Here is a 26618-nt window from a genome sequence, read left to right as displayed (position 1 = left end):
AACCGACGACTGACGGCAGCTGGTACGTCATCGGCCGGATCCCAGTGGTTTCCGGCGCGAACGGGCAGGGGCCCGGCGCCAGCCGTCACCCTCCCGCTCGGCCAGCCGGCGCAGTTCCAGCCGGGCCAGCGACGCGATCACGGACCTCTCCTGGGCCCCGGTCGTCGTGCACAGCACCGACACCAGCACTCCCTTGCGTGACGGCAGCGCGTCGAGCACGTGCAGGTCGCGGGGCTCGAGGCCGTCGTACTCCGCCGCCGGGACGGTCTCGTCCTCGGCCATGAAAGTCCCGATCGGGCCGACCAGTTCGCAGAGTTCATCGGCTGAGGTGACACAGACCGCGCCGTTGCGGAGCAACCGGTGGGCGCCGTACGACGAGGGTGACGTGATCGGGCCGGGCACCGCCCCGACCGGGATGCTCAGGCGGTCGGCCCAGTTGGCGGTGCCCATCGTGCCCGAGCGGTTGCCGGCCTCGACCACGCAGGTGGCCCGGCCGAGGGCCGCGATGATGCGGTTGCGGAAGATGAAGCGCCATTTCGTCGGCACCTGACCGGGCGGCACCTCGCTGACCAGTGCTCCGTACCTCCCGATCTCACCGATCAGCAGCTCGTTCGTCGGCGGGTAGGCCCGGTCGAGCCCACCGGCCAGCACCGCCAGGGTGGGACCGCTCACGGCGAGCGCCCCTCGGTGCGCAGCCGCGTCGATACCCAGCGCGGCCCCGGAGACGACGGTGATACCCCGGTCCGCACACCCCGTGCCCAGATCGGCGGCCACATGCTCGCCGTAGCTGGTGGCCGCACGCGCCCCGACGATCGAGACCGAGACGACGCACGCCTCGTTCAGGCGCATCGGACCCCGGACGTACAGGCAGAACGGCATCCCGGCCTCCAGCCGGTTCAGGCTGTCGGGCCATTCCGGGTCGGACGGGATCAGCAACCGGCCGCCGAGCATCTGGAGATTGTGCAGGTCACGCGCCGGATCGAGCGCGACAAGACGCTTGACATAACGCTCCTCGCCGAGCCCGGCCCGCACCTCGGCCAGCGCGGCCACGGCACCCCGGCGGGCCACCAGCTCACCGGCCCGGACGTCTCCCGGCTCCGCCAGCCTGCTCCAGGCCACCCGGGCCAGACGCTCCTCGTGATCGGCATCGTCGCCGGCACTCCACTGCCCGCCGCCCCCGCCACGACCAGACCCGTCACGATCAGCTACCCCGACCCCATCCATGCCGTCGCGCACCGCCCCGCCGACCGCGTCGTCCTCTGTTTCCGACGTGCCCTCTCTGCCCACCCGGAGGTCATCCAGCTCGATCGCGTCCGTCTCACCGATCTCCGTCGTGGGTGAAAGGCCTCCGATCATCGGAACATCACCCAGCTCGATTCCGGGCGGCCGGTTCCGGACCGTCCACACTCCCTCCGGGTTCTCCCGGATCGTCTCTCCCCCGCTCACACCGACACCTGGCCACGCCGGCGTAACATCAGCGCCCGGGACACGTCGTCGCGGTCGGGCTCGGAGCGTCCCGCCAGGTCGGCAACAGTCCAGGAAACTCTCAACACCCTGTCGTGGCCGCGAATTGAGAGCCGGCCGTTGTCCAGCGCCCGGTCGACGTCCTGGGTCACCTTCGGGGAGAGTCTCAGTGGCCCCCGTAGGTAGCTGCCGGAGATCTCACCGTTGCAGGTCCACGAGGTGCCGACCAGCCGGTCCCGGGCGATCGCCCGGGCCGCCAGAACCCGGCGTCTCACGGTGGCGGAGCTCTCCGCCCGGTCTCCCGCCGCCATGTCGGCACGGGACACCGGCAGCACGTCGACCTGTAGGTCGACCCGGTCGAGTAACGGACCCGAAAGCCTGGACAGGTACCGTCGTCGCGCCACCGGGGCGCACACACAGTCCAGCCCCTTACCGACGGCGAAACCGCACGGGCACGGATTGCTGGCCAGGACCAACAGGAATCGCGCCGGGAAGCGGGCGCTGCCGTTGGCCCGGTGGATCACCAGGTCGCCGTGCTCGAGAGGCTGCCGCAGCGAGTCCAGCACCTGACTGTGAAACTCGCCCGCCTCGTCCAGAAACAGGATGCCCCGATGCGCCAGCGAGGCAGCTCCCGGATGCGGGAGCCCGCTGCCACCGCCGACCATCGAGACGACGGTGCAGGTGTGATGCGGGTTCTGGAACGGCGGACGGCGAATCAGGCCGGTCTGTGGATCGAGGGTGCCGGCCACCGAGTGCACCGCCGTCACCTCCACTGCCTCGTCGTCGTTCAGGTCGGGCAGAAGCCCCGGCAACCGGGAGGCGAGCAACGTCTTCCCGGTGCCGGGCGGCCCCATCAGCAGCAGGTGATGCCCTCCGGCGGCGGCGAGTTCCAGGGCCTGGCGGGCCTCTGTCTGGCCGATCACGTCGGACAGGTCGGGCTGCGGGCCGGAACGGACCGGGTTCCGCAGCGGGGCCAGATCTCGGGGCCGAACCAGCACGTCGCCCGGGTCCACCGAATCGTCGACGGACTCGGCGAGGGGGACGCTCCGCGGCGAGATCTGCAGCAGCGCAGGCTGATGCGCCTGGACCGGCGCGCCTGCGGCGGTGCCGCCGTGCAGGTGGATCAGATCGGCGAGGGTACTCATCGCGTGCACCCGGGCGCCGGGCACCAGCCGGGCCTCGGCGGCATTGGCCGCGGGCACGACCACGTCGGGATGCCCGCTGCGCACCGCCGCGAGCGTCGCCGGCAGCACTCCCCGCACCGGGCGGGCCCGGCCGTTGAGCCCGAGTTCGCCGATGTGGACGTAGTTCTGCACCACGGACGTGTCCAGCACCGCCTGGGCGGTGAGCAGGGCCACCGCGATAGCCAGGTCGAACCCGCTACCGGCCTTGGGGAGCGCCGCCGGGGACAGATTCACCGTGATGCGACGCTGCGGCAGGGGGTGCCCGGAGTTGGCACAGGCGGCCCGCACCCGGTCACGGGACTCGGTGAGCGAGGCGTCGGGCAGTCCGACCAGGGTGAAAGCCGGTAGCCCCAGAGCAATGTCGGCCTCCACGTCGATCACGTGCCCGGCCATGCCGACGATGGCGACGGACAGCGCCCGGCCCATCGCCATCAGAGCACCCCCTTCAGGTGCACCATGCGCGTGGTGCCGCTGGACGGGCGCACGATGCCGACCACGTCGACGCGCACGTCGCGGAAGAACCGGTCCTGCGACGCCAGCCAGAAGCCGGTCAGGCGGCGCAGCCGACTCACCTTCACGGCGGTGACAGCCTCGAACGGGTCACCCGCCCGGAGCGACTGCCGGGTCTTCACCTCGCACACGACCAGGCACTGACCTTCCAGCGCCACCAGGTCGATCTCCCCGACCCGGCACCGCCAGTTGCGTGCCATGATCTGACAGCCCGTCGCCCTCAGGTGGGCGGCCGCCAGATCTTCTCCGTACCGGCCGAGTTCGGCCTTCGCCATCTGCATGGTCAAAAGCCTGCGACGCGAGCCCGTTCCCCGTCAGCCGCGAAAGGCCACCTGTGGACAAACCCCGGGTCTTGCCTACCTGGGGAAAAACCGGCCGGTGGAGAACCGGACCTCAGTGATGCATCGAGGAACCGCACTCCGAGCAGAAGGCCGCCCCCGGAACGTTCTTCGTGGACTCGCAGCCCGGGCAGGCCTGCTTCTGCTGGAACTGCTGGCCGCAGCTGGAGCAGAACTTGCCGCCGTCCACCTTCGCGGAGCAGTGCGGGCAGGTGACCACGCTGCGCGCGGAGACGTCGAGGTCCTTGTTCCAGTCGACGGACCGGGCCTGGTCGTACATCTGCTGCACCTGGGCCTGGGACTGGGCGCGGGACAGTTCCTCGTGCACGAACGGTGAGCACCGGGCGCACTGGCCGACCTGGTCGTTCCAGCAGACCTGGTGACACACCCAGTCGCTGCAGCCCCGGCACTGGCGGAACTCGTGGCGGACGGTCTCGACCGCCTCGCTCATCGCCTTGTCCTTGGCCGCGGAATTGGTTCCGCGGTCCCAGTAATTGGCCAGGTTGCCGATCCGGCCGGCGTTCCCGCCGAGGAAGTTGCCGACGGTGCGCAGAACGTTCTGCGCCATCTCCACCTTGTCCCGCACGAACGGGGACCGGTGACCGTTGCCGCAACGCTCGCAGTAGAACTCGAACTGGAAGCCGTCGTTGTTCGAGAGGTCACGGACGTTGTCGGTGAACGCATAGTGCTGGGACACGACGGACATGTTAGGTGCCTATGGCCTGCGAATACAGCTTTCCGGACAGCTTTCGCGCCGTCGGCTCAATCGTGGCCGTCCCGGCGTTTGGTGCCGATGGCACGCGTCGGGCGAGGGTGCACCCCCGCATCCGTAGAACCCTGAGCGAAAATAAGGGGACGAATCCGTCGAACGGGGCGTTGAACCGGACGTGATCTGTCGGGGGGCACCACTAGAGTCGGCCGCGTCATGATGATCTCGGTCGAGAACCTCACCAAACGCTACGGCGCTGTCACCGCGCTCGACGGGCTGACCTTCGCCATCGAGCCAGGTGTTGTCGGTCTGGTCGGCGCCAACGGCGCCGGCAAGTCCACGATGATCAAGATCCTGCTCGGGCTGCTGCCCGCCACCACCGGCGGTGCCCGGGTGCTGGATCTCGACGTCGCCACCGACGGCCCCACCATCCGGCAACGTGTGGGCTACATGCCCGAGCACGACTGCCTTCCGGCCGACATGTCGGCCACCGAGTTCGTGCTGCATATGGCGCGCATGTCCGGGCTCCCGCTGACCGCGGCCCGTGAGCGCACCGCGGACACGTTGCGCCACGTCGGTCTCTACGAGGAGCGGTACCGCTCCATGGGAGGTTACTCGACCGGCATGAAACAGCGGGTCAAGTTGGCGCAGGCCCTCGTTCACGACCCGGGCATGCTGCTGCTCGACGAGCCCACGAACGGTCTCGACCCGGCCGGGCGCGACCAGATGCTCGCGCTGCTGCGCCGGATCGGCACCGAGTTCGGCATCCCGATGCTCGTCACCTCCCACCTGCTGGGCGAACTCGAGCAGGTGTGCGACCACATCGTGGTGGTGGACGGCGGCCGGCTGCTGCGCTCCACCTCCACCGCGGACGTCACCTCCGCCAGCCGCATCCTGGCGATCGAGGTGAACGAGCGGGTCGACGACCTGGGCCGGGCCCTGCACGCCGCAGGCCTCTCGGTACACCCCGCCGGGCGGCAGATCGAGGTGGAACTGGTCGACGACAGCACCTACGACATCGTGCTCGACACCGTGGTGCAGCTCGGCGTGGGTCTGCACCGGCTGGAGCGCCGCCGCCACCGGATGGCCGAGATCTTCCGCGCCGACCCCACTCTCGACCCGAACGGCCAAAACCTTCAGGACAGCCAGGGCGCCCCGAACGGCGTCGCGCAGTCCGCGGCCGCGGAACTGCAGCAACGCTGGGCCTCGACCGCCGGCCCGGGAGCGCCGGGCACACCGCACCACGATCAGCGACCGGACGAGGGGAGACAGCGATGAGCAGCAACGGCGGTGTCATCCACGACATCGGGTTCCGGCACTACGACGGGCCCCGACTGGGCCGGGGTTACCTGATCCGGTCGCTGTACGTCGAGAGCCTGCGGGGCTGCTACGGTCTCGGCCGCTCGGCCAAGTCCAAGATCATGCCGTTCCTGCTGCTCACGGTGCTGGTCGCCCCGGCGGTCATCATCGCGGTGGTGGCGGGCGTGACGAGCATGAAGAAGCTGCCGGTCGACTACGTGGGATACATGTTCGCCCTGGAGTCGGCGATCGCGATCTTCCTGGCCGCGCAGGCGCCGGCCACGGTGTCGCGTGACCTCCGGTTCCGGGTGATGCCGCTGTACCTGTCGCGGCCGCTGTCACGCAACGACTACGTCGCCGCCAAGTACGGTGCGATGAGCACGGCGCTCTTCATCCTCATCGCGGTGCCGCAGACGGTGCTGTTCATCGGCGCCCTACTGGCCAAGATGTCGTTCTGGCCGAACGCGAAAGACTGGGCCGCAGGGCTTCTCGGAGCACTACTCCTGTCCCTGGTGCTGGCCGGGATCGGCCTGCTGATCGCCTCGATCACTCCGCGGCGGGGCTTCGGAGTCGCCGCGGTGATCACCGTGTTGCTACTCCTGAGCCTGGTCAGCGGAGCCCTGGCGTCCCTGGCGGACATCAACGGCCATCCCGACCTGGCCGGCTACTTCGCCCTGCTGAACCCGGTCTCCCTGGTTCAGGGTGTGTTGCACTGGCTGGTCGACGCCGACGTCTCCTACCCGCAGCCACCGCCCGGCACGACGGGCGGCCTGGTGTTCACCGCCGCGATGTTCGTCGTGATCGCCGGCTGCTACACCCTCCTTCTCGCCCGCTATCGGAAGGTGTCGGCGTCATGACCGCAACACTCCCCTACGCGCCACGCGCCGAAGCGGCCCCGGTCGAGATGAAGCTCGAGCAGGTCAGCCGCTGGTTCGGGAACGTCGTCGCGGTGAACGACGTCTCGATGACCGTCCGGCCCGGCGTGACTGGGCTGCTGGGCCCCAACGGCGCGGGCAAGTCCACCCTGATCCACCTGATGAGCGGTTTCCTGCCGCCCTCGTCGGGCACGGTCACCGTGAACGGCGAGCCGACCTGGCACAACGAGAGCATCTACCGCCGCATCGGCCTGGTGCCGGAACGGGAGGCGATGTACGACGGCGTCTCCGGCTGGAACTTCGTCCTGGCCAACGCGAAACTGCACCGGCTGCCCGACCCTCGGGCCGCGGCGCAGCGGGCCATCGAGACCGTGGACATGCAGGCCGCCTCCTCGCGTGACGTGGGCACCTACTCCAAGGGCATGAAGCAGCGCATCAAGATGGCGACCGCCCTGGTGCACGACCCGGACGTGCTGCTGCTGGACGAGCCCTTCAACGGCATGGACCCACGCCAGCGCCTGCAGCTGATGGACCTGATGACCGAACTCGGCCGCAGCGGCCGGGTGGTGCTGTTCAGCTCGCACATCCTCGAGGAGGTCGAGCAGATCGCGGCGGGGATCGAGGTGATGGTGGCTGGGCGGCACGCGGCGTCCGGCGACTTCCGCGAGATCCGCCGCCTGATGACCGAGCGCCCGCACCAGTACACGATCCGCTCCAGCGACGACCGCGCCCTGGCCGCAGCGCTGATCGCCGACGGTTCCACCTCCGGGGTGGAGCTGGGACACAAGACCGGGTCTCCCCTGCTCAACGTGCAGGCCACCGACTTCAACCGGTTCGCCCACCGCCTGCCGGTCTTCGCCCGGGAACGAGGGATCCGCCTGTACGAGGTCACACCGGCCGACGAGTCGCTGGAAAAGGTCTTCTCCTACCTGGTGAACCGATGAACGCCACCGTCGCCGGGCTCACCTGGCACAGTCTGGTCGGCCGACGCCGCGCCCTCCTGCTGTTCGTCCTCCCTGTCGTCCTGATTGCCCTCGCCGTGCTGGTGAGGCTGGTCAGCGGCGAGTCCAGCGGCAGCGCGACCGATCTGCTGGGCTCGTTCTCGCTCGGCTTCCTGATCCCGCTGCTCTGCCTGATCGCCGGCACCGGCGCGATCGGACCGGAGATCGACGACGGATCGATCGTCTACCTGCTGGCGAAACCGCTGAACCGGTACGTGATCGCGATCAGCAAATGGATCGTCGCCATCGGCGTGATCGTGCTGTTCGGTGTACTGCCCACCCTGGTCGCCGGTTTCATCCTGGCGGGCAACCAGGACGGCGTCGCCACCGGTTTCGCCACCGGGGCGCTGCTGGCCGGCGTCGCCTACATCACCGTCTTCCTGCTGCTGGCCGTGATCACCCGCAACGCGGTCGTGATCGGCCTGCTCTACGCCCTGGTCTGGGAAGCCGCGATCGGCGGGTACGTACCCGGCGCCCAGACTCTCAGCATCCAGCAGTGGGCCCTGGCTGTCACCGAGAAGATGCTCGGTGACTCCGCCCCGGCTCTCGGGGTGGACTCGGCTGTCGGGCTGACCACAGGGCTGGTGCTGCTGTTCGTGGTGAGCCTCGGCGGGCTGGTCTACACCGGCTTCCGCCTTCGCAGCATCCGGATCAACGGCGAGGAGTAGAGCGCCAAACAGCGAACTGCCCACCACCACGAAGGTGCGGGCAGTTCGCTGTTACGTGTTCAGCTCGCGTTACCGAAGCCACCGTTCTTCGGCAGTTGCAGGTCGTTCGGGGTGAGTTCCTCGACGTTCACGTCTTTGAACGTGACCACCTTCACCGCCTTCACGAACCGGGCGGGGCGATACACGTCCCACACCCAGGCATCACTCATCGAGACCTCGAAGTAGACCTCGCCGTCTGCGGAACGCACCTGCAGATCTACCTGGTTGGCCAGGTAGAAACGACGTTCGGTCTCGACCACGTAACTGAAGAGACCGACCACGTCGCGATACTCGCGATAGAGCTGGAGCTCCATCTCGGTCTCGTAGTTCTCCAGGTCTTCGGCGCTCATCTGGCCTCCCCTCGGGTTCCGGTCAGCGGGGTGAGGACCGTCCGGGTTCGCCAGGCCTGCCGTCGCTCGTTCATACCTGCCGCTTGCTCCTGTGTGCCGCTGGTCGGGACCGTCACTCACTGACAGGACATGATTACCACCTGCCCGCACCAGCGCGCTCGCGGCCCCGCTTTCGTCCCATGATGGCGCAGAACGCAGCGTCCGGTGACTCATGCCGCGCGGCTCTTCGCCACAGACGCGCCGGCCTCCACCGAATCGCCCCGTCCCGGCCTGCAACAACACCCCGACCGGTCCGGCACCCCCACGAAAAATAGAGCCCCAAGGGGCCGGTGGGGTCAGAGCAGAGGACGCGGGTGGGCACCGACCAAGTTTCCACGGGAGCGCTGTGAATCGGGTCAATGGAAATCCGGGAAGTCCGGATCCAGCGAACCGGACCAGCGGAGACGGGCCAGACGAACCAGGCCCGCGAACCAGGGGCCAGTGCGAACCTGGCCAGTGCGAACCTGGCCAGTGCGAACCAGGGGCCAGTGCGAACCAGGGGCCAGTACGAACCAGGACCTGTACGAACCAGGACCTGTACGAACCAGGCCGCACCAACCCGGGGCCATTGCGGACCGGGTCAATGCGGACCCTGGACCTGTACGAACCAAGCCCGCGCGAACCAGGACCTGTACGAACCAGGCCCGTACGAGCCGGGACTCATACGAACCAGGCCCGCGCCAACCCGGGGCCAATGCGGACCGGGCCAATGCGGACGCGAGACCTGTACAAACCAAGCCCGCGCAGAACAAGCCCGTACAGACCAGGCCCGTAGGAACCCAGTCCAGAAAAAACCAGCCAAGGTCGAAGACCACGAACCTCTTCGGTTCCCCACCTCAGCCCGCATCCATGATCGGGTAATTTCCGTGCGCCCTGACCGCACGGAAATTACCCGATCATGGATGCAAGGCCTCTTGGATGGCCCGGCGAACGGGGCGGTCTCGGATGGGGCGGCCCATCCTGAGCGAATCCGGCCCAGCAGAACTAGCGTGAGCGAACCCCGCCCAACGAACCCGCCCGTGAACCCCAGCCAAGCGAACCCCGGCTTGGTGACCCCCGGCTGAGCGAACCCCGGCTTGGTGAACTCGCCTGGGCGAACCCCCGCCGAGCGAACCGACAGCATCGGCTCAGCTCAGCGCCAGCCCCAGCTCCACCCCGCCCCAGGCCAGCGCCAGCCCGACCCCGATCGACACGAGCACGTACCCGGTAGCCGCACCGAACCGATTCTGCCGGGCCAGTTGCACTACCTCGAAGCTGAACGTGCTGTAGGTGGTGAACGCCCCGCACCACCCCGTCCCGGCTGCCGCCAGCACCTCGCTGCCGATCGCCCCGCCCGCGGCCAGTCCCATGAGCAACCCGAGCGCGGCCGATCCGGACAGGTTGATGAGCAGCGTGCCCAGGGGTAACCCGCCGGGGTGACGGTCCTTCACCCAGCCATCCAGGAGATACCGGCACGGCGCCCCGACCGCAGCGCCGAGGGCGACCATCAGCGGGATCACGGGAGATCCTCCGGCCCCGACTCGTCCGGAAAGCCGGACGGGCCAGACGGGGTGGAGTGGCCGGACAAGGTGGAAGGGCCGGGCGGGCTAGACGAGGTGGACGAGCCCGACGACGTGGACGGCCCGAGTCGGCCGGGCAAGGTAGACGGGCCAGACCGGGTGGACGGACCGGACCGAGTGGACGGGCCAGACCCGGTGGACGGACCGGACCGAGTGGACGGGCCAGACCCGGTGGACGGGCCAGACCAAGTGGACGGGCCAGACCAAGTGGACGGGCCAGACCCGGTGGACGGGCCAGACCAAGTGGACGGGCCAGACCAAGTGGACGGGCCAGACCCGGTGGACGGGCCAGACCAAGTGGACGGGCCAGACCCGGTGGACGGGCCAGACCAAGTGGACGGGCCAGACCCGGTGGACGGGCCAGACCCGGTGGACGGGCCAGACCCGGTGGACGGGCCAGACTGAGTAGACGGAGTGGAAGGGGCCTCCCGCCGCGACGAACCGGGCGGGGCCGTGCCCACGAACACCGTGACCAAGGCCTGCCCGGCGACAACGGCCAGTAACGCCCCGGCCAGGGTGAGCGTCACGTATCCCCCGGCGGCCAGAGAACGACCCGCGTCGATGAGGTGAAAGGTGTCGGTGCTGTAGGTGGAGAAGGTGGTGAAGCCCCCGAGAACACCGACCCCGAAAAACAGCCGGGTCAGGGGATGTTCCCGAGGAGAACCAGCGAGCAGAGCCATCAGTGCGCCCATGAACAGCCCACCCGCGATGTTGATGGCCACCACCGCCCAGGGAAAGGTGCCGGGCGCGGCAGGTATCAGGAGCGTCAGGCCGTAGCGGGCCTCCGCGCCGATCACCCCGCCCAGAGCGATCAACCCGAGCACCGCGGCACTCGCCCGGTGAGCCCCCGACCCACCGCCGATCTCCTCCGCCCGGGAGGCGCCACCCATCACGGGAAGAGCGTCAGCTCTTCGTGGTCGTACCCCACTGCCCGGCTGTGCTTCGGAGGTGCCAGCTCCGCCGGACGGCCACCGGCCGCCACCGGCGACCCGGCATCAACGACGACCCCCGCAACCCCGGCGTCACCCGCGTCCTCAATCTGCGCGTCCACCAACCCGTCAGCGCCCACCAACCCGTCAGCGCCCACCAGGCCTTCCGCGTCCACCAACCCGTTCGCGACGTCCTCGGTGACCTCGTCGGGAACCGGGCCCAGGGCGTCCGCCAGTTCGACGGCGTCTTCCTGAGACCCCAGCCCGTCCAGATCCAGCGTCTCGCCGTACACCCCGTCGGAGCCCGGGATGTTCCAGGAGAGCCGGTGCAACCGGCTCGGACCCAGACGCCGGAGCGCGGCCAGGTGATCGGGCGCGGAGTAGCCCTTGTTGAGTTCCCAGCCGTACCCCGGGAACTCGTCGGCGAACTCAACCATCAGGCCATCCCGCTCGACCTTGGCCAGCACGCTGGCAGCAGCCACGGCCGCGCACCGGAGGTCGGCCTTCACCTGCGTGACCACCCGCGCGGGCACGATCGACACGATCGGCACCCCGTCGACGAAGGTCAGAGGATGCCCGACAGCCACCGGGGTCTCCTCGAAGTCGAACAGCGCCGGGCCCTGCGGAGCCTCCTCGACCGCCTCGACCGGCATGCTCAGCCAGTCGTGCGACCCGTCCAGCAGTGCGCAGTCGGGCTTCACCTCGAGCGTGGCGAACGCCCGGGCAGCCGCCAGACGCAGACCGGCGATGATGCCGATCTCGTCGATCTCGTCCGCCGCAGCGTGCCCGACCGCACTCATCGGGGCCCAGCGACGCAGCTTCGGCACGAGTTTCTCGCGGGCCGCGGGGGCCAGGAGCTTAGAGTCGCGCACACCGGTCGGCGCCGAGGGCGTCTCCAGGTCCACCACGACGATCCCGACGGTGACCGGGCCGGCCAGCGAACCGCGACCGACCTCGTCGATCCCCGCGACGAAACGATGACCCTCGCGCAGCAGCTTGCGCTCCTCGCGCAGCGTGGGCGGCTGTGCCGACAACTTCTTCAGCAACGCCTTCTTCGCCGCGGCCTTACGGGCCTTTGCCCGCTGCGCGGCGGCCTGCTGGGCCAGGGCCTTCTTCGTCGGCGGCCTGGGAGCGGACGCCGGGGTCATCGTGCAGTCACCACCTGGTAGTCGACGGAAGAGCGAAAGTCCGGATTCATTCGGACTGCCCGACGCTACCTGACTTGAGGGGGAACTTGGCGCGATGGGGCAGAAGTTGCGCGTGTTCTACGACGAGTCCACGGCGTCGAACACCTCGGACGGGTTCGTCAGCGGCGACATCCGTTTCAGCGGCCACACCCGGGCGAACGCGACACCCACCACGTTGTCGATCGGCACGGTGCCGTCGGCGTTGTCGCGGTGGTAGCGGGAGTCGGCCGAGTCGCCCCGGTTGTCACCCATGACCCAGACGTGGTCGGCCGGCACCGTGACCGTGAACTCGTCCTCGCTGGGGGCACTTCCGGTCTTCACGTACGGTTCGTCGACCGGCGTGCCGTTGACCGTGACCCGCCCCTGCTTGTCGCAGCAGACCACCTTGTCGCCGGGCAGGCCGATGAGGCGCTTGATCAGGTGGTTGTCGGCGTCACTGGGCATCAGGCCGACGAACATCAGCGCACTGTGCACACGTTCCACGGTCGGGCTGCTCGCGGGGGTCTTCTCGGACGCGGGCAGCCAGCCGCCCGGGTCCTGGAACACCACGATGTCGCCGCGGTTCAGGGTGAACGGGCCGGGCGTCATCTTGCTCACCAGCACCCGGTCGCCGACCTGGAGGGTGTTCTCCATCGACGACGAGGGGATGAAGAACGCCTGCATCAGGTAAGTCTTGATCAGCAACGACAGGCCCAGAGCGATGAGCAGCACCAGGAAGACCTCGCGGACGAGGAACCCGGCGGCCTGGACCGGGGTGAGCGGCGGGTCTTCCGGCTTCGGCCGGTGGGCCAGGGGGCGGAACTTGCCCGGTCCGGACTTCTTCGGGCGCGGGGGCTTCCCGGCGCGCACCCGCTCGGCGTCAAGGGCGTCGCGACGGCTCATCCCCCGCGGGCGGCTCGCCGGGGTGCGGCGGGCGCGCCGCCAGGCCTCCTCGCCCTCGTCCGGGTCGGGTCGCCCCGGGGCGCGATGCGAGCTCACGCCTGAGGTCACGGAGCCGGGACGTTCACGAACGTCGAGGACGGGTTACGCAGCAGGCTGAAGCGGTCCAGCGGCCAGACGTTCACGAAGGCACGGCCGACGATGTTGTCCTCCGGCACCATCCCGTTGTTGATGTCGGGGTGGTAGCGGGAGTCCTGGGACACCGAACGATGGTCGCCCAGCACCCAGATGTGCCCGGCGGGAACCGTCACGGAGAACGTCTTCTCGCTCGGCTCGTCGCCCGGGTAGAGGTACGGCTCGTCGATCGGCACACCGTTGACGGTCACCCGCCCCTGGTCGTCGCAGCAGGCGACGGTGTCGCCCGGCAGGCCGATGACGCGCTTGATCAGGTGGTCGTCCGAGTTGCTGGGCACCAGCCCGACGAAACTCAGGGCCTGGTGGACGCGGCCCGCGGGGACCGCCGTGCTGTCACCGAGCCAGCCGCCCGGGTCCTGGAAGACCACGATGTCGCCGCGGTGCAGGTCGAACGGGCCGGGCGTCAGCTTGCTCACCAGCACCCGGTCACCGGTCAGGAGCGTGTTCTCCATCGACGGGGAGGGGATGAAGAACGCCTGCACCAGGAAGGTCTTGATCAGCAGGGACAGACCGAGCGCGATGACGAGCACCAGCGCGAGCTCCCGCACCAGGGCGAAGAAGGCCGCGACCGGCCCAGGGGCGGGCTTGTCCACCTTGGTGTCCTCGGGGACGTCCGCCGGGGTCTCGGCGGCTGCCGATCCGGACGCGTTCCACGGGTCTGAGGGGGTCACCGGTTCCTCCGATGCGTACTGGTCACCGTCGGCCCTCATCGGCCGGACCCGTCGTCGAGACCGCCGATACGTGACACCGGCCAGTAGATGCCGGCGACCTTCCCGATCACCCGGTCGACGGGCACGGTGCCTCCTCCGGGGGAGCCGAGATGAGCGCGCGAGTCGGCGGATTCGGAACGGTGGTCACCCATCACCCAGAGCCGGTCCTGCGGTACCTCGATGTCGAAGGCGACCTCGCTGGGGAGATTGCCCTCGGCCACGTAGGCCTCGTCGATCGCCGTGCCGTTCACCGTCAGACGTCCCTGGGAATCACAGCAGGCAACGTGGTCACCGGGCAGGCCTATCACTCGCTTGACGTAGTCGTGAGATCCGACGGGCATGCTGAAGACGGAGGCGAGGCCGCGGCCGACACTGCCGAGCAGGGTGTCGGGGCCATCGTCTTCCGCGTCGAACACCCCGGAGCCGTTGAAGACGATCACGTCGCCCCGGTGGATGTCGCCGAACGTGTAGGAGAGGCGGGAGACCAGCACCCGGTCGCCGATCTGCACCGTCGGCTCCATCGAGCCGGTGGGCACCACGAACGACTGCACGATGAGGGCCCTCACCAGGGCGATCGTCACCGCGACGGCGATCAGGACGACGACGGCCCGCCGTAGCGGGCTCGCCGGGGAACGATCAGGCATCGCCGGGCGGGGCGACGTCGGCGCGGTCCGGCCGGTCAGCACCCGATCCCACCCCTTCTTCAGACTCGGCGGCAGGGGCGGTCACAGTGACCCTGCCGGGGTGATTCCAATGAACTTCTGCACCACAGTGTCTGCTGGCGCCGATCCTCGCACGCGGACGGCACGAACGGCGCCGAACCACGCGCCCGGCAACGGCGGGCAACGATTCACAGCTTCTCATCCCAAGCTGTGCCAGCCGAACGCAGAGGGTGCCGGACGGGGCAAAGCGATCCGGCCCCGGCTCCCGTCGGGAGCCAGGGCCGAATGCGGTGGAACGGGTTGATCAGTGTCGATCAGGGGTGAAGTCAGCGCGCGGGGATCGCGTCGCGCTTCTCCTTGATCTTCGCGGCCTTACCGCGCAGCGAGCGCAGGTAGTACAGCTTGGCGCGACGCACGTCACCGCGGGTCGCGACCTCGATCTTCTCGATGATCGGGGAGTGCACCGGGAAGGTGCGCTCGACGCCGACGCCGAAGCTGACCTTGCGGACGGTGAAGGTCTCGCGGACGCCACCACCCGAGCGGCGGATCACGACGCCCTGGAAGAGCTGCACACGGGAGCGCGTGCCCTCGATGACGCGGACGTGAACCTTCAGGGTGTCACCGGCGCGGAAGGCGGGGACGTCGGTGCGCAGCGATGCTGCGTCGAGACTGTCGAGTGCGTGCATGAGAAAGTCGCTCTCTCGCAGATGCCACAGGTCACCAGCGAAGGTAGAAGGTTCTACGGTTCACGGTCGTGCCCGGCTCTGACGTCGGTTCCGCGCTCTCCCCCTGTGGCAGGGGCGCAGCCGACAGGCGGCACGAGAATTCAGTCTGCCACAGGGTCGGTCACGGGCTGAAATCGGGAGCCCGCCGGCTCCCACCCCTCGTCCAGCAGCACGGCGCGGTCGTTCTTGTCGGTGCCTTCGGGATCGAGGACGCCGATGAGGTCGGGGCGGCGACGTGCGGTCCGGCGGAGGCGCTCGTCCCGGCGCCAGCGATCGATCTGGGCGTGGTGCCCCGACATCAGCACGGGCGGCACCTCGCGGTCCTGCCACACCGCCGGCTTGGTGTACACCGGGTACTCCAGCAGGCCGTCCTCGTGGCTTTCCTCGACGAGGCTCTCGGCGTTGCCGATGACCCCGGGGATCAGCCGGGCGACGGCCTCGACCACGGCCAGCACGGCCACCTCGCCGCCGTTGAGCACGTAGTCGCCGAGGCTGAACGGCTGCACCGGCATCAGCGTGGCGGCGTGCTCGTAGACCCGCTCGTCGATGCCCTCGTAGCGGCCGCAGGCGAAGGCCAGCCAGTCCTGCCGGGCGAGCTCGCGGGCCATCGCCTGGGTGAACGGCTTCCCGGAGGGACTGGGCACCAGCAGCGTGGGCCGGGCCTCGCCCTGGGCGAGGGTCTCCAGCGCCTCCGCCCACGGCTCCGGCTTCATCACCATGCCGGCGCCGCCCCCGGCCGGGGCGTCGTCGACGGTGCGGTGCCGGTCGTGGGTGAAGTCCCGCAGGTCGTGCACGGTCAGATCGAGCAGACCGGTGCGCCGGGCCTTGCCGATGAGCGAGAGGTCGAGCGGCGTCAGGTAGTCCGGGAAGATCGAGAAGACGTCGATGCGCATCTAGTCGTCGATGTCTTCCAGAAGACCGGCCGGGGCGTCGATGACGATCCGGCCGCCGGGCACGTCCACCTCGGGCACGATTGCCCCGACGAACGGCACGAGCCGGTTCTCGCCCTTGACGGTGCGCACGACCAGGAGATCCTGGGCGCCCGGGTGCTGCACGGCGACGATCTCGCCGAGCTTCTCCCCCGCCGGGTCGACCGCTGCCAGCCCGACCAGTTCGTGGTCGTACCAGGCGTCAGGTTCGTCGGAGGCCTCCGGCAGCTCGACCTCGAGCACCGCGTTGCGCAGTGCCTCGGCCGTGGTGCGGTCGGTGATCTCTTCGAAAGTCAGTAGCAGCGTGCCGTTGTTGTCACGGACGCGGCCGAGGGTGAGCGAGGTGGCGATGTTCGCCGCCGCCAGGGAACGGCGAAGGGAGCCGTCCTCCACGTGGAGGACGACTCCCGTCACGAACCGCTGGTCCGGAGCATCAGTGCGGACCTCGATACTCACCTCGCCGCGCAGACCGTGGGCACGACCAATCCTTGCAACCACGAGACGCACGGTGAGTTGGTTCTCCTGCTAGGTGGGTCGGGTCAGCGGCCGCGGTCGACGTCGACGACGTCGACACGGACCGGCTCACCGTTGGAGATGGCCTTGACCACGGTGCGCAGCGCCGTGGCCGTACGACCGGAACGACCGATCACCCGGCCGAGGTCTTCGGGGTGGACCCGGACCTCGAGCAGGGAACCCCGCCGCAGCGAGCGACTGCGCACGACCACGTCGTCCGGATGGGCGACGATGCCGCGAACCAGGTGCTCCAGCGCGTCGGTGAGCACGTCAGGCCTGCTCGGCCGGAGCCTCGGCCGCAGCCGGCTTCTCCTCGGCCTTGGCCTCGGCCTTCGCCTCGGTCTTCGCTTCGGCCTTCTCCGCCTTCTCAGCCTTCGCCTTGGCGTCGTCGTCCTTGCGCTTGGCGCGCAGGGTCTTGGCCTCGTTCTCGTTCAGGCCCTTCGCCTCGGCGAAGCCCGAACGGTCTTCGACCTTGGGCTCGGCAACGCGCAGGGTGCCCTCGGCGCCCGGCAGGCCCTTGAACTTCTGCCAGTCACCGGTCACCTTGAGGATGGCCGTGACCTGCTCGGTCGGCTGCGCGCCGACACCGAGCCAGTACTGGGCGCGCTCACTGTTGACCTCGATGACCGACGGGTCGTGGGTCGGGTGGTACTTACCGATCTCCTCGATCGCGCGACCGTCACGCTTGGTGCGCGAGTCGGCGACAACGATGCGGTAGTACGGCGCGCGGATCTTGCCCATCCGCTTGAGACGGATCTTGACTGCCACTGAAGTGGACTCCTCATATGCATGGATGCGGCCGCACCTTTCCTCCGGAGTGGGGTTTCCGGTGGATCGGATGAGCCTTGGACTCGGCAACGCCTGCGGTGAGAGGGTCCGCACCGGCCGGGTTCAGCCGACCATTCTGCCAGATGTCACAGCTCCACGAAGCACGACCGCACTCGGCGCGCTCAGGAGCCGCAGATCCAGGCGGGGATCGGCCTCGTAGACCACCAGATCGGCGGGTGCGCCCTCGGCCAGGGAGGGCTTGCCCAGCCAGGACCGCGCCGACCAGCAGGCGGCGTCGAGTGCGGCGGTGCGCGGCAGCCCGGCCGCGTGCAACTGCGTCACCTCGGAGGCGACGAGTCCGTGCGGCAGCGAGCCACCCGCGTCCGTTCCGCAGTAGACCGGCACGCCCTCCTCGTAGGCCGCGCGCACCGTCTCGTACCGGCGCCGGTGCAGGGCCAGCAGGTGGGCCGCGTAGAGCGGGAACTTCTCCTGCGCCTTCGCCGCGATCTGCGGGAAGGTGGCGATGTTGATCAAAGTGGGGACGATCGGCACACCGCTTCTCGCGGCTTGCGTGCGCGTGTGGTCACCCAGGCCGGTGGCGTGCTCGACGCAGTCGACACCGGCGGCGAGAAGATCCGGCAGACACTCCTCACCGAAGCAGTGCGCGGTCACCCGGGCGCCCTCGGCGTGGGCGGCGGCCATCCCCGCGGTGAGCGCGTCGAGAGGCCAGCAGGGTGCGAGATCGCCGGTGTCGCGGTCGATCCAGTCGCCGACGATCTTGACCCAGCCGTCGCCGAGCCGGGCCTGCGCCGCCATCATCGCGGGCAACTGACCGGGCTCGATCTCGTGGGCGTAGTTGCGCAGGTAGCGGCGGGTGCGGGCGATGTGCCGCCCGGCCCGCACGATCACCGGCAGGTCGTCGCGATCGTCGATCCAGCGGGTGTCGGCCGGCGACCCGGCGTCACGCAGCAGCAGGGCCCCGGCGTCCCGGTCGGCGAGCGCCTGCTGTTCGCTGGTCGCCGCGTCGACCGCGCCGTGGGTGTCGAGGCCGACATGGCTGTGTGCGTCGACCAGGCCGGGAATGGCCCAGCCGTCGACGACCGTCTCGTCGAGCCCGGGACCGGTGGGCCGCTCGAACGTGATCCGGCCGCCGAGAATCCAGGCGCCGTCGTGCATCTGGTCGGGCCCGGTGAGCACGGGGCCGGACAGCCGGATCACCTGCACGAGATCACCGGCTCTCCCCTCGACCCGACCACCGCGTCGCCCGGCTCATCAGCGCCGGGCGACCACGACGTCCATCATTTTCGATCTATGACCTCAGCGGCCCAGGAACTTCTCGAAACCGGGCGGCAGTTCGAGGTTCGCCGGGTCGATCGCCGGCGGCTGACCGACGCCGAAGGCTCCACCGGGCTGACCCGTGGGGTTCTTCTTGCCGCCGTCGGCGAGCTGCTGGGCGCGCTTGGCCGGGTTACCCGACTTGGCCTTGCCCTTGCGCGGGGCGGTGTTCTTGCCCTTGCCCTTCTTGCCACCACCGATGCCCGGCGGCATCCCGGGCATTCCCGGCATGCCGGGCATCCCCCCGCCGCGGCGCATGGCGCGCATCATCTTCTGGGCCTCACCGAAGCGCTCGATCAGCGTGTTGACCTCACTGACCTGTGTGCCGGAACCCTTGGCCACGCGCAGCCGGCGGGAGCCGTTGAGCACCCGGGGCTGCCGGCGCTCCAGCGGCGTCATCGACTTGATGATCGCCTCGACGCGGTCCATTTCGCGCTCGTCGAAGTTGTCGAGCTGCTCGCGCAGCTCGCCCATGCCCGGCAGCATGCCGAGCATCTTCTTCAGCGAGCCCATGTTCTTCAGGGCCGCCATCTGGGCGAGGAAGTCTTCCAGCGTGAAGTCTTCGTCGGCGGCCAGCTTGGCCGCCATCTTCTCGGCCTGCTCGGCGTCGAACGCCTTCTCGGCCTGCTCGATCAGGGTGAGGATGTCACCCATGTCGAGGATGCGGGACGCCATCCGGTCGGGGTGGAAGAGCTCGAACTCTTCCAGCTTCTCGCCGGTGGAGGCGAACATCACCGGCTGACCGGTCACTCCCACCACCGACAGCGCCGCACCACCGCGCGCGTCACCGTCGAGCTTGGAGAGCACGACGCCGGTGAAGCCGACGCCCTCCATAAAGGCCATGGCCGTGGTGACCGCGTCCTGCCCGATCATCGCGTCGACGACGAACAGCACCTCGTCGGGGCTGGTCGCGGCCTTGATGTCGGCGGCCTGCTGCATCAGCTCACCGTCGACACCGAGACGACCGGCGGTGTCGATGATGACCACGTCGTGGTGCTTGTCGCGGGCGAAGGCGACACCGTCACGGGCCACCTGGACCGGGTCGCCCTGGCTGGTGCCGGACACGCCCTGGCCCTCGGAGACACCGCGCTCGGGCGCGAACACCGGGACCCCGGCGCGCTGCCCGACCACCTCGAGCTGGGTGACGGCGTTGGGGCGCTGCAGGTCGGAGGCCACGAGCAGCGGCGTGTGCCCCTGCTCGCGCAGCCAGCGACCGAGCTTCCCGGCCAGCGTCGTCTTACCCGCACCCTGGAGACCGGCGAGCATGATCACCGTGGGCGGGTTCTTGGCGAACCGCAGTCGGCGCGTCTCGCCACCGAGGATGCCGACGAGCTCCTCGTTGACGATCTTGACGACCTGCTGGGCGGGGTTCAGGGCCTGCGAGACCTCGATCCCGACCGCACGCTCCCGGATGCGCGAGGTGAACTGGCGCACCACCGGCAGGGCGACGTCGGCGTCCAGCAGGGCGCGGCGGATCTCACGGATCGTCGCATCGACGTCGGCCTCGGACAGCCGGCCCTTGCCACGCAGCGACTTGAAGGTGGCGGTCAGGCGATCGGAAAGGGTGGCGAACACCCTCTTAGCTTAATGGCTGCGGAGCGAAGGACGTCCGCACCGCCGGAGAGGGCCGGTTCGGCTCCGGACGGAGCCGGCCGGCGGGCCCGTACCCCGGCCCCGCCGGTACGTGATGCTCCTCCCGACGGACGCCGGCAACGTCCACCATGGGCTCGCAGTCCACGAGCCGGACGAGGGGCGCCTTGACCGCCCGATGACGAGAGGCAGGACCCAGCATGACCGTGAGCGTCGATCAGCATCCCGACGAGACCGGGACCGGTGCACCCGGTGCACGAGGAGACCGCCGGGCGCTGGTGGCGTTCGCCGTTCTCCTGCCCGTGGTGCTGGTCCTGGTCGTGCTGGCCGGTTTCACCCACCCGTGGAACGCCGGTGGCGGAATCACGGCGGGCACCTATACGCGTGACTACTCCGTCACCCGGCAGGTGCGGTCCGAAGACCTGGAGCGCTGCGTGAGCGTCACGCTCACCGGCACCATGTCGGCGACCTACCACTCCCCCGCCTGGAGCCTGGGCGGCCCGGGCTGGACCGACACGGCGCTCGCGTCCACCAGCATCGATGTCCACACGACCGACACCTGCGGGGACGGGAAGCGCGACGCCCTGGTCGACGGCGTCGTGCTGACCCAGTTCTGGGCCACGCAGACCTGCGACGAGCCCGACCGGGGCGAATGGCGCAAGTCGATGCGCCTGGGTGACTGCGACCAGGACCTGGTGGCCGGTATCGGTGGCAGGCGGAGCGCGGTCAGTGCCAGCCGGTTCACCTCGAGCTTCAGCGGTGCCGGGGCTCTCGGCTGGCGGGGAACCACGTACGGCGACTCGGTCTGCCTGGACGGAGCGGTCAGTGGTGACGTCGACTTCGACGACACCACCGACGGCCTGGCCCTGGACGGCTACCGGATCTGCCTGGACCCGGACTCCGCCACGAAAGCATGATCGCCCCCGGCCAACCCGCCATTACGGCTGCCACCTGTACGCCGCGGTTGGCAACCGCTGCCGGTCCATCGGGTCTATGGCTTGCCCGCGCTTCCCGAGATACAGGTGATCCGACTCGAAGAGAATCTCGCCGGGAAAATCGCCCGTCTCAACCGCGTCACGCCTGCTCGTGACCTGTATGACCTTCGATGGGTCGCAACCAACTCCCCGATCACAGGCGCGCTCGACCTCAAGCTCGTACGCCGCTCGCGGTGCTGAAGATCTGGGTCGATGCCCATGGTGTCCACGCGGGCGACAGTTACTGGAAACCAGGGCACGAAGGCCCCGCCTTCGATCCGGAGAATTGGCTGCGCGACCGCAGCTCCGGGGAGTTCGACGAGGAGGACATCGGCGCCCTTGCCGTGCCTCCGCCGACTGCCCTCGAACTCTCCGAGGCCCTACGCACTCATTTCCGGTTCCTTGCCGATCTCGACGCGCAGGAGCGCGTTCTCGCGCAGGCTCGCGAGCAAGATCGTCACATCGCTCTGGCTGCTCTCCCCGGAGGACGACTGACGAACGCAGGACTCTACCGACCGACGGCTACCCAAGGCTCCGGCGCTGATCAGACCGGCCGGCCCGCCGACGGCACCGACCCCGCGTCCACCAGCACCGACACCGTCTCCGCCACGCGCGGGGGCGCCAGCGGGCCACCGCCGTGCTCGCAGACGTAGAGCACGTCCACGGCCTGTCCCGCGTGGGTGGCGACATGAGCCGAGCGCAGATCCACGCCGACGCCGGCCAGCGCCGAGCCGATGGCGTGCATCAGGCCCGGGCGGTCGGCGGCGCGGACCTCCAGCACCGTGGCGTCTTCCGAGGCGCCGGGCAGGAGCACGACGCGGGGTCGGGCCGGGGCACCGGCGCGGCTGCGGAAGCCCGCGTCGCGGCGGATCAGGGGTTCGAGCACACTCTGGTCACCTTCGCTGAGGCGGCGCAGGTGCTGCTCCAGGAGCTCGGGCGGGGGCATGTCGCCGCGGCTCTCGACCCACCAGGTGTCGACCGCGATATCGATGTCATGATCGCCCTCGACCTGTTCGCCGAGATGGTCGGAGCCCACGGTGCGCACCAGGGCCGACTTCACGGTGAGCCGGAAACTGGCCAGCACCCCGGCGATGTCGGCGAGCAGACCGGAGCGGTCGGGAGCGACCACGGTGACGGTGAACAGCTCGTCCATCGGGGTGACGGCGACCCGGGGGCGCCCGTCGGCCAGCACGGTACGCACCAGTTCCACCTCGGCCTGCGCGATCGGCGCCGGGCCGGGCGGCTCCTCACCGCTCAGGGCGGTCGCGGCGCGGGCCATCAGGTCGTCGACGAGCCGGGCCCGCCACGCGGTCCACGCCACCGAGCCCACGGCCGTGGCATCGGCCTCGGTGAGGGCCCGCAGCAGGTGCAGGGTTTCCTGGCGCTCCCCGACCGCGCCGACGAGGGCCTCGACGGTGCGCGGGTCGTCCGGGTCGCGGCGGGTGGCGAGCTCGATCAGCGTCAGGTGCTCGCGCACCAGCCGCTCGATCAGCTCGCTGTCCTCCTCGCTGAGCCCCATCCGGCGTGCGACCTTCCCGGCAATAGGTGCACCGGCGATCGAATGGTCTTGTGCTCCGGCGATTTTGCCGATGTCGTGCAGGAGGGCGGCGAGCACCAGCAGATCAGGGCGCGAGGTGTCGCGCAGCGCCCCCTGGATCTGGATGACCGTCTCGATCAGGTGCCGGTCGACTGTGTGACGGTGAATGGCGTTGCGCTGCGGACGGTTCCGCACCGCCGTCCACTCGGGGATCCAGCGGGAGATCACTCCGGCGCGGTCGAGCGACTCCCAGACCTGGGCCAGGCTCGGGCCACCGGCCAGCATCCCGACGAACTCGTCACGGGCGGCGGTGGGCCACGGGTCCGGCAGGGGCGGGCAGTCCTGCGCCAGGTGCTCGACGGTGACCGGGCTCAGCGGCAGCCCGGCGCGGACCGCGGTGGCGGCCGCGCGGATCGGGAGCACCGGGTCCTGGGCGGCCTCGACACCGACGCCGAGCACCACCTCACCGTCGTGCTCGACCAGGCCGTGGCCCAGAGGACGCAGACGGGGACGGCGCGGGCCCGGGCGCAGACGGCGCGTGGGCAGGGACTGACGGGCCCGGCGGGCCGTGACGTCGACGGCGTACGCGATCGACCGGGTGCAGTCGGCGACCCGGGCCAGCAGTTCGTCGGCGTCGGTCAGACCGCACAGCACGGCGACGGCGTCCTGTTCGGGCAGCAGGAGCCGGTCGTTGTTCTTGCCGGTGACGGCCTGGAGGGAGTCCCGCACGTCGAGGAGGAGTTCGTGGACCTCGTCCACCGATCCGTGCGGCCGGTCGGTGACCCAGCTCGCGGCCAGGGCCCGCAGCACGGTGACGTCGCGCAGCCCGCCGCGGGCCTCCTTGAGATCGGGTTCGAGCAGGTGGGCGGCCTCGCCGTACCGCTGGGCGCGCTCGTCCAGGCTCTCCAGCAGCTGCGGCAGGCGGCGGCGGATTCCCCCGCGCCAGTCACTGAGCAGCGACGTGCGGGTCTTCACCACGAGGGCCGCGTCACCCGCGATGACGCGCAGGTCGAGCAGGCCGATGGCCGCGGACAGGTCGGCGGACGCGACCTCACGGCACTGATTGGGCGTACGGACGGAGTGGTCGAGTCGAAGTCCCCCGTCCCACAACGGGTACCAAAGTCGCTGGGCGAGCTCACCCACCTCGTCGGCGGGGAGCCGGCGGCCGTCGTGCAGGAGCACCAGGTCCAGGTCGCTGGCCGGGCCGGTCTGGCCGCGGGCGACGCTGCCGACGGCGGCGAGCGCCAGGCCGTCGAGACCGCTCTGCCGACGGCGTTTCGGCCGGTCGTTCAGGGGAGCGACGGCGGCGGCCCAGTCCAGCTGGAGGGCCTTCTCGACCATGGTGGTCATGGCGCGGCGCCGTTCCGGGCCGGCCGTTCCGCCCCGCAGCGCCAGCGTGAGCCGCTCCTTGCGGAGGTCACGGGCGGCGTGGGCGGCCGCGCGGGCCAGATCTTCCGCGGTCTCATCGTCGTCGTGCGGGATGTTCTCGCTCGGACCGTCGTCCAGGCCCTCGAACTGGCCAGCCGTCACCGTTCACCTTTCGTCCCAACGCCCGCGCCAGGGCGGTACGTCGGTGGGGATCCGCTGGTATCGGGAAACTCCCGGCACCCCCTCGTCTTTCGGGGGATGCCGGGAGCCCGGTGAACCAGGGTGTTACAGGGCGTCCGCGCCGCGCTCGCCGGTGCGGACCCGCACGACGTCGTCGACCGGCGTCGTCCAGACCTTGCCGTCACCGATACGACCGGTGGCAGCGGCCTTCGTGATGACGTCGACGACGTCAGCCACGTCGGTGTCGTCGACGAGCACCTCGAGACGGGACTTCGGGACGAGGTCCACGGTGTACTCAGCACCGCGGTAGACCTCGGTGTGGCCCTTCTGACGGCCGTAGCCGCTGGCCTCACTGACGGTCATGCCCTGGACCCCGAAGGTCTCCAGTGCCGCCTTCACCTCGTCGAGCTTGTGCGGCTTGATCACTGCGGTGATCAGCTTCATGCCGGAACCTCGCTCTCAGCCTTCTTCGCGGCGGCCACCGGCCGGGCAGAGCTCCCACCGGTGGAGTTGTCGTACGCGGACTCGGCGTGCTCGTGACCGTCGATGCCCTCGACCTCGGACTCCTCGTCCAGACGGAAGCCGATGCTCTTCTGGATCGCGAAGCCGATGATCAGCGTGAGGATGAAAGAGTACGCGAGCACGGCGAACGCGCCCACGGCCTGCCGCCACAGCTGGTCGACGCCACCGCCGAAGAGCAGGCCGTCGACACCGGCCGGCGAGGTGGAAGTAGCGAAGAGGCCGATGGAGATCGTGCCCCAGAGACCACCGATGAGGTGGACGCCGACGACGTCGAGCGAGTCGTCATACCCGAAGCGGTACTTCAGGCCGACGGCCAGGGCGCAGAGGACGCCGGCGAGGACGCCGATGATCAGGGAACCGATCGGGCTCACCGAGTTGGCGGCCGGGGTGATGGCGACCAGACCGGCGACGACACCGGAGGCGGCGCCCAGCGAGGTCGGGTGACCGTCGCGGAAGCGCTCCACGAGCAGCCAGCCGATCAGCGCGGCAGCGGTGGCAGCAATCGTGTTGACCCAGGCAACCGCCGCGAGCGTGTTGGCGCCGAGGGCGGAACCGGCGTTGAAGCCGAACCAGCCGAACCACAGCAGACCGGCGCCGAGCATCACGAACGGCAGGTTGTGGGGGCGGAAGGGCTCCTTCGGCCAGCCTACGCGCTTGCCGAGCACCAGGGCCAGGGCCAGGCCCGCAGCACCGGCGTTGATGTGAACCGCGGTACCACCGGCGAAGTCGAGAGCCGCGAGCTGGTTGGCGATCCAGCCACCCGTGCTGTCCTCACCCGCGGTGACGCCGTCGAACGCGAACACCCAGTGCGCGACCGGGAAGTAGACGATCGTGGCCCACACGACGGTGAACACGCACCAGGCGCCGAACTTGGCCCGGTCAGCGATGGCACCAGAGATCAGCGCGACCGTGATGATCGCGAAGACGGCCTGGAAGCCGACGAAGGCGAGCGACGGGATCGTGGCGACGAGGCTGTTCTCGCTCATCAGCCCGGTCAGGCCGAGGAACTGCGTCGGGTCACCGACCAGACCGCCGCCCACGTCGTCGCCGAAGGCCATCGAGTAGCCGTAGATAACCCATAGAACGGTGACGATGCCCAGCGAGCTGAAGCTCATCATCATCATGTTGAGAACGCTCTTCGTGCGGACCATGCCGCCGTAGAAGAACGCCAGGCCGGGAGTCATGAGCAGCACGAGCGCAGCGCTCGTCATCACCCACGCGGTGTCGCCGGTATCCATCCGCACCCCTTCAAAGTGAGATAACTGCCCCCAGTGAAGGGGCCGTCGTCGGGACCATCGAGCAGTTGCCGTCGGCAGCGCAGGGTGACGACGACTGACTGCGACCCACGACGGGGTCGCTCGCTCAAGGAAAAAATTGCTGTGAGTCGGTTTCCGACCGACACCTGGTGGGTTTCCCCGCCGTAACGTTTGCCGCGGCGTTGTTTCCGCTCAGTTACCCGTCCTGGGAGTTAGCCCGTTCGGGCGTCCGTGCGCGAGGGCCGACGCGGCCAGCCTAGGCAGCTGTGACGGAACGGTGACCAGAACGATGCTCTACCGAGGCACGCGTCACGGAGAGATCAA

The 26618-nt window shown here is 69.5% G+C and carries 26 protein-coding genes and 1 pseudogene; 6 read left to right on the top strand and 21 right to left on the bottom strand.

Annotated features, from left to right (window positions below; genetic code table 11):
• Window positions 1-27 precede the first annotated feature (27 nt).
• The 4 genes from dprA to LR393_RS26505 all read right to left on the bottom strand — a co-directional run bounded on the left by dprA (window position 28) and on the right by LR393_RS26505 (window position 4193).
• Window positions 28-1446, bottom strand: a complete 1419-nt coding sequence (gene dprA / locus LR393_RS26520) for a DNA-processing protein DprA (protein WP_231487440.1) — start codon at window positions 1444-1446, stop codon at window positions 28-30.
• A complete protein-coding gene (locus LR393_RS26515) occupies window positions 1443-3080 on the bottom strand; it encodes a YifB family Mg chelatase-like AAA ATPase (RefSeq protein ID WP_231487439.1) in 1638 nt (545 codons plus the stop codon). The genes dprA and LR393_RS26515 overlap by 4 nt, the downstream gene beginning before the upstream one ends.
• The gene (locus tag LR393_RS26510) at window positions 3080-3439 is read right to left on the bottom strand and encodes a YraN family protein (RefSeq protein WP_231487438.1); all 360 of its coding nucleotides are present in this window, start codon (window positions 3437-3439) and stop codon (window positions 3080-3082) included. Before LR393_RS26510 ends, LR393_RS26515 begins: the two co-directional genes overlap by 1 nt.
• Before the next feature lie 112 nt (window positions 3440-3551).
• Window positions 3552-4193: a zinc ribbon domain-containing protein gene (locus LR393_RS26505; protein ID WP_231487437.1), complete on the bottom strand. Its 642-nt coding sequence runs from the start codon at window positions 4191-4193 to the stop codon at window positions 3552-3554.
• A gap of 231 nt (window positions 4194-4424) precedes the next feature.
• Between LR393_RS26505 and LR393_RS26500 the strand changes: the two genes are divergently transcribed.
• From LR393_RS26500 to LR393_RS26485, 4 genes are read left to right on the top strand one after another with little or no spacing between them, the layout of a single operon-like run.
• Window positions 4425-5483, top strand: coding sequence for an ABC transporter ATP-binding protein (locus tag LR393_RS26500; protein WP_345718588.1), 1059 nt, complete (start codon window positions 4425-4427; stop codon window positions 5481-5483).
• Window positions 5480-6361, top strand: a complete 882-nt coding sequence (locus LR393_RS26495) for an ABC transporter permease (protein WP_231487435.1) — start codon at window positions 5480-5482, stop codon at window positions 6359-6361. The genes LR393_RS26500 and LR393_RS26495 overlap by 4 nt, the downstream gene beginning before the upstream one ends.
• A complete protein-coding gene (locus LR393_RS26490) occupies window positions 6358-7323 on the top strand; it encodes an ABC transporter ATP-binding protein (RefSeq protein ID WP_231487434.1) in 966 nt (321 codons plus the stop codon). Before LR393_RS26495 ends, LR393_RS26490 begins: the two co-directional genes overlap by 4 nt.
• Window positions 7320-8048, top strand: coding sequence for an ABC transporter permease subunit (locus LR393_RS26485; RefSeq protein WP_231487433.1), 729 nt, complete (start codon window positions 7320-7322; stop codon window positions 8046-8048). Before LR393_RS26490 ends, LR393_RS26485 begins: the two co-directional genes overlap by 4 nt.
• Window positions 8049-8107: 59 nt before the next feature.
• Here LR393_RS26485 and LR393_RS26480 read toward each other — a convergent pair whose 3' ends face one another.
• The 14 genes and pseudogenes from LR393_RS26480 to ffh form a co-directional block, all read right to left on the bottom strand.
• The gene (locus LR393_RS26480) at window positions 8108-8437 is read right to left on the bottom strand and encodes a DUF2469 domain-containing protein (RefSeq protein ID WP_231487432.1); all 330 of its coding nucleotides are present in this window, start codon (window positions 8435-8437) and stop codon (window positions 8108-8110) included.
• A gap of 1166 nt (window positions 8438-9603) precedes the next feature.
• Window positions 9604-9975: a fluoride efflux transporter CrcB gene (gene crcB / locus LR393_RS26475; RefSeq protein ID WP_231487431.1), complete on the bottom strand. Its 372-nt coding sequence runs from the start codon at window positions 9973-9975 to the stop codon at window positions 9604-9606.
• Complete coding sequence (locus tag LR393_RS37195; protein WP_407937358.1) at window positions 9972-10925, bottom strand: CrcB family protein; 954 nt, start codon at window positions 10923-10925, stop codon at window positions 9972-9974. The genes crcB and LR393_RS37195 overlap by 4 nt, the downstream gene beginning before the upstream one ends.
• Window positions 10926-11257: 332 nt before the next feature.
• Window positions 11258-12070 (bottom strand): annotated as a pseudogene (locus LR393_RS26470) (ribonuclease HII); the annotation flags it as partial.
• 159 nt (window positions 12071-12229) lie between these two features.
• Window positions 12230-13129, bottom strand: coding sequence for a signal peptidase I (gene lepB / locus LR393_RS26465; protein WP_231487429.1), 900 nt, complete (start codon window positions 13127-13129; stop codon window positions 12230-12232).
• Between the two features lie 8 nt (window positions 13130-13137).
• Window positions 13138-13896 carry a signal peptidase I gene (gene lepB, locus LR393_RS26460; RefSeq protein ID WP_231487428.1) on the bottom strand — a complete coding sequence of 253 codons (759 nt, stop codon included), beginning with the start codon at window positions 13894-13896 and terminating at the stop codon, window positions 13138-13140.
• A 35-nt stretch (window positions 13897-13931) separates the two neighbouring features.
• Complete coding sequence (lepB, locus tag LR393_RS26455) at window positions 13932-14621, bottom strand: signal peptidase I (protein WP_231487427.1); 690 nt, start codon at window positions 14619-14621, stop codon at window positions 13932-13934.
• A gap of 302 nt (window positions 14622-14923) precedes the next feature.
• Window positions 14924-15283 carry a 50S ribosomal protein L19 gene (rplS, locus tag LR393_RS26450; protein ID WP_231487426.1) on the bottom strand — a complete coding sequence of 120 codons (360 nt, stop codon included), beginning with the start codon at window positions 15281-15283 and terminating at the stop codon, window positions 14924-14926.
• Window positions 15284-15423: 140 nt separating this feature from the next.
• The gene (trmD, locus tag LR393_RS26445; RefSeq protein ID WP_231487425.1) at window positions 15424-16215 is read right to left on the bottom strand and encodes a tRNA (guanosine(37)-N1)-methyltransferase TrmD; all 792 of its coding nucleotides are present in this window, start codon (window positions 16213-16215) and stop codon (window positions 15424-15426) included.
• Window positions 16216-16758, bottom strand: coding sequence for a ribosome maturation factor RimM (rimM, locus tag LR393_RS26440; RefSeq protein WP_345718561.1), 543 nt, complete (start codon window positions 16756-16758; stop codon window positions 16216-16218).
• A gap of 32 nt (window positions 16759-16790) precedes the next feature.
• A complete protein-coding gene (locus LR393_RS26435) occupies window positions 16791-17033 on the bottom strand; it encodes an RNA-binding protein (RefSeq protein ID WP_231487423.1) in 243 nt (80 codons plus the stop codon).
• A gap of 1 nt (window position 17034) precedes the next feature.
• Window positions 17035-17532 (bottom strand): 30S ribosomal protein S16, encoded by a 498-nt coding sequence (gene rpsP, locus LR393_RS26430; protein WP_231487422.1) that lies wholly within the window; start codon window positions 17530-17532, stop codon window positions 17035-17037.
• Between the two features lie 123 nt (window positions 17533-17655).
• Window positions 17656-18708, bottom strand: a complete 1053-nt coding sequence (locus tag LR393_RS26425; protein WP_269327941.1) for an amidohydrolase family protein — start codon at window positions 18706-18708, stop codon at window positions 17656-17658.
• Window positions 18709-18849: 141 nt separating this feature from the next.
• The gene (gene ffh, locus LR393_RS26420; protein WP_231487420.1) at window positions 18850-20442 is read right to left on the bottom strand and encodes a signal recognition particle protein; all 1593 of its coding nucleotides are present in this window, start codon (window positions 20440-20442) and stop codon (window positions 18850-18852) included.
• Window positions 20443-20657: 215 nt separating this feature from the next.
• On the opposite strand from ffh, the gene LR393_RS26415 reads away from it, so the two are divergent.
• The gene (locus LR393_RS26415; RefSeq protein WP_231487419.1) at window positions 20658-21374 is read left to right on the top strand and encodes a hypothetical protein; all 717 of its coding nucleotides are present in this window, start codon (window positions 20658-20660) and stop codon (window positions 21372-21374) included.
• 27 nt (window positions 21375-21401) lie between these two features.
• On the top strand, window positions 21402-21632 hold the full coding sequence (locus LR393_RS37190) for a nucleotidyl transferase AbiEii/AbiGii toxin family protein (RefSeq protein ID WP_407937357.1): 231 nt from the start codon (window positions 21402-21404) through the stop codon (window positions 21630-21632).
• Between the two features lie 343 nt (window positions 21633-21975).
• On the opposite strand, the gene LR393_RS26410 is transcribed toward LR393_RS37190, so the two are convergent.
• The 3 genes from LR393_RS26410 to LR393_RS26400 all read right to left on the bottom strand — a co-directional run bounded on the left by LR393_RS26410 (window position 21976) and on the right by LR393_RS26400 (window position 26276).
• The gene (locus LR393_RS26410; RefSeq protein ID WP_231487418.1) at window positions 21976-24498 is read right to left on the bottom strand and encodes a [protein-PII] uridylyltransferase; all 2523 of its coding nucleotides are present in this window, start codon (window positions 24496-24498) and stop codon (window positions 21976-21978) included.
• A 123-nt stretch (window positions 24499-24621) separates the two neighbouring features.
• Window positions 24622-24960 carry a P-II family nitrogen regulator gene (locus LR393_RS26405; RefSeq protein WP_231487417.1) on the bottom strand — a complete coding sequence of 113 codons (339 nt, stop codon included), beginning with the start codon at window positions 24958-24960 and terminating at the stop codon, window positions 24622-24624.
• On the bottom strand, window positions 24957-26276 hold the full coding sequence (locus LR393_RS26400; RefSeq protein ID WP_231487416.1) for an ammonium transporter: 1320 nt from the start codon (window positions 26274-26276) through the stop codon (window positions 24957-24959). Before LR393_RS26400 ends, LR393_RS26405 begins: the two co-directional genes overlap by 4 nt.
• Window positions 26277-26618 lie beyond the last annotated feature (342 nt).

This window comes from Kineosporia mesophila (genome assembly GCF_021129235.1).
Lineage (GTDB): Bacteria > Actinomycetota > Actinomycetes > Actinomycetales > Kineosporiaceae > Kineosporia > Kineosporia mesophila.
This window is presented reverse-complemented; position numbering and strand designations above follow the sequence as displayed.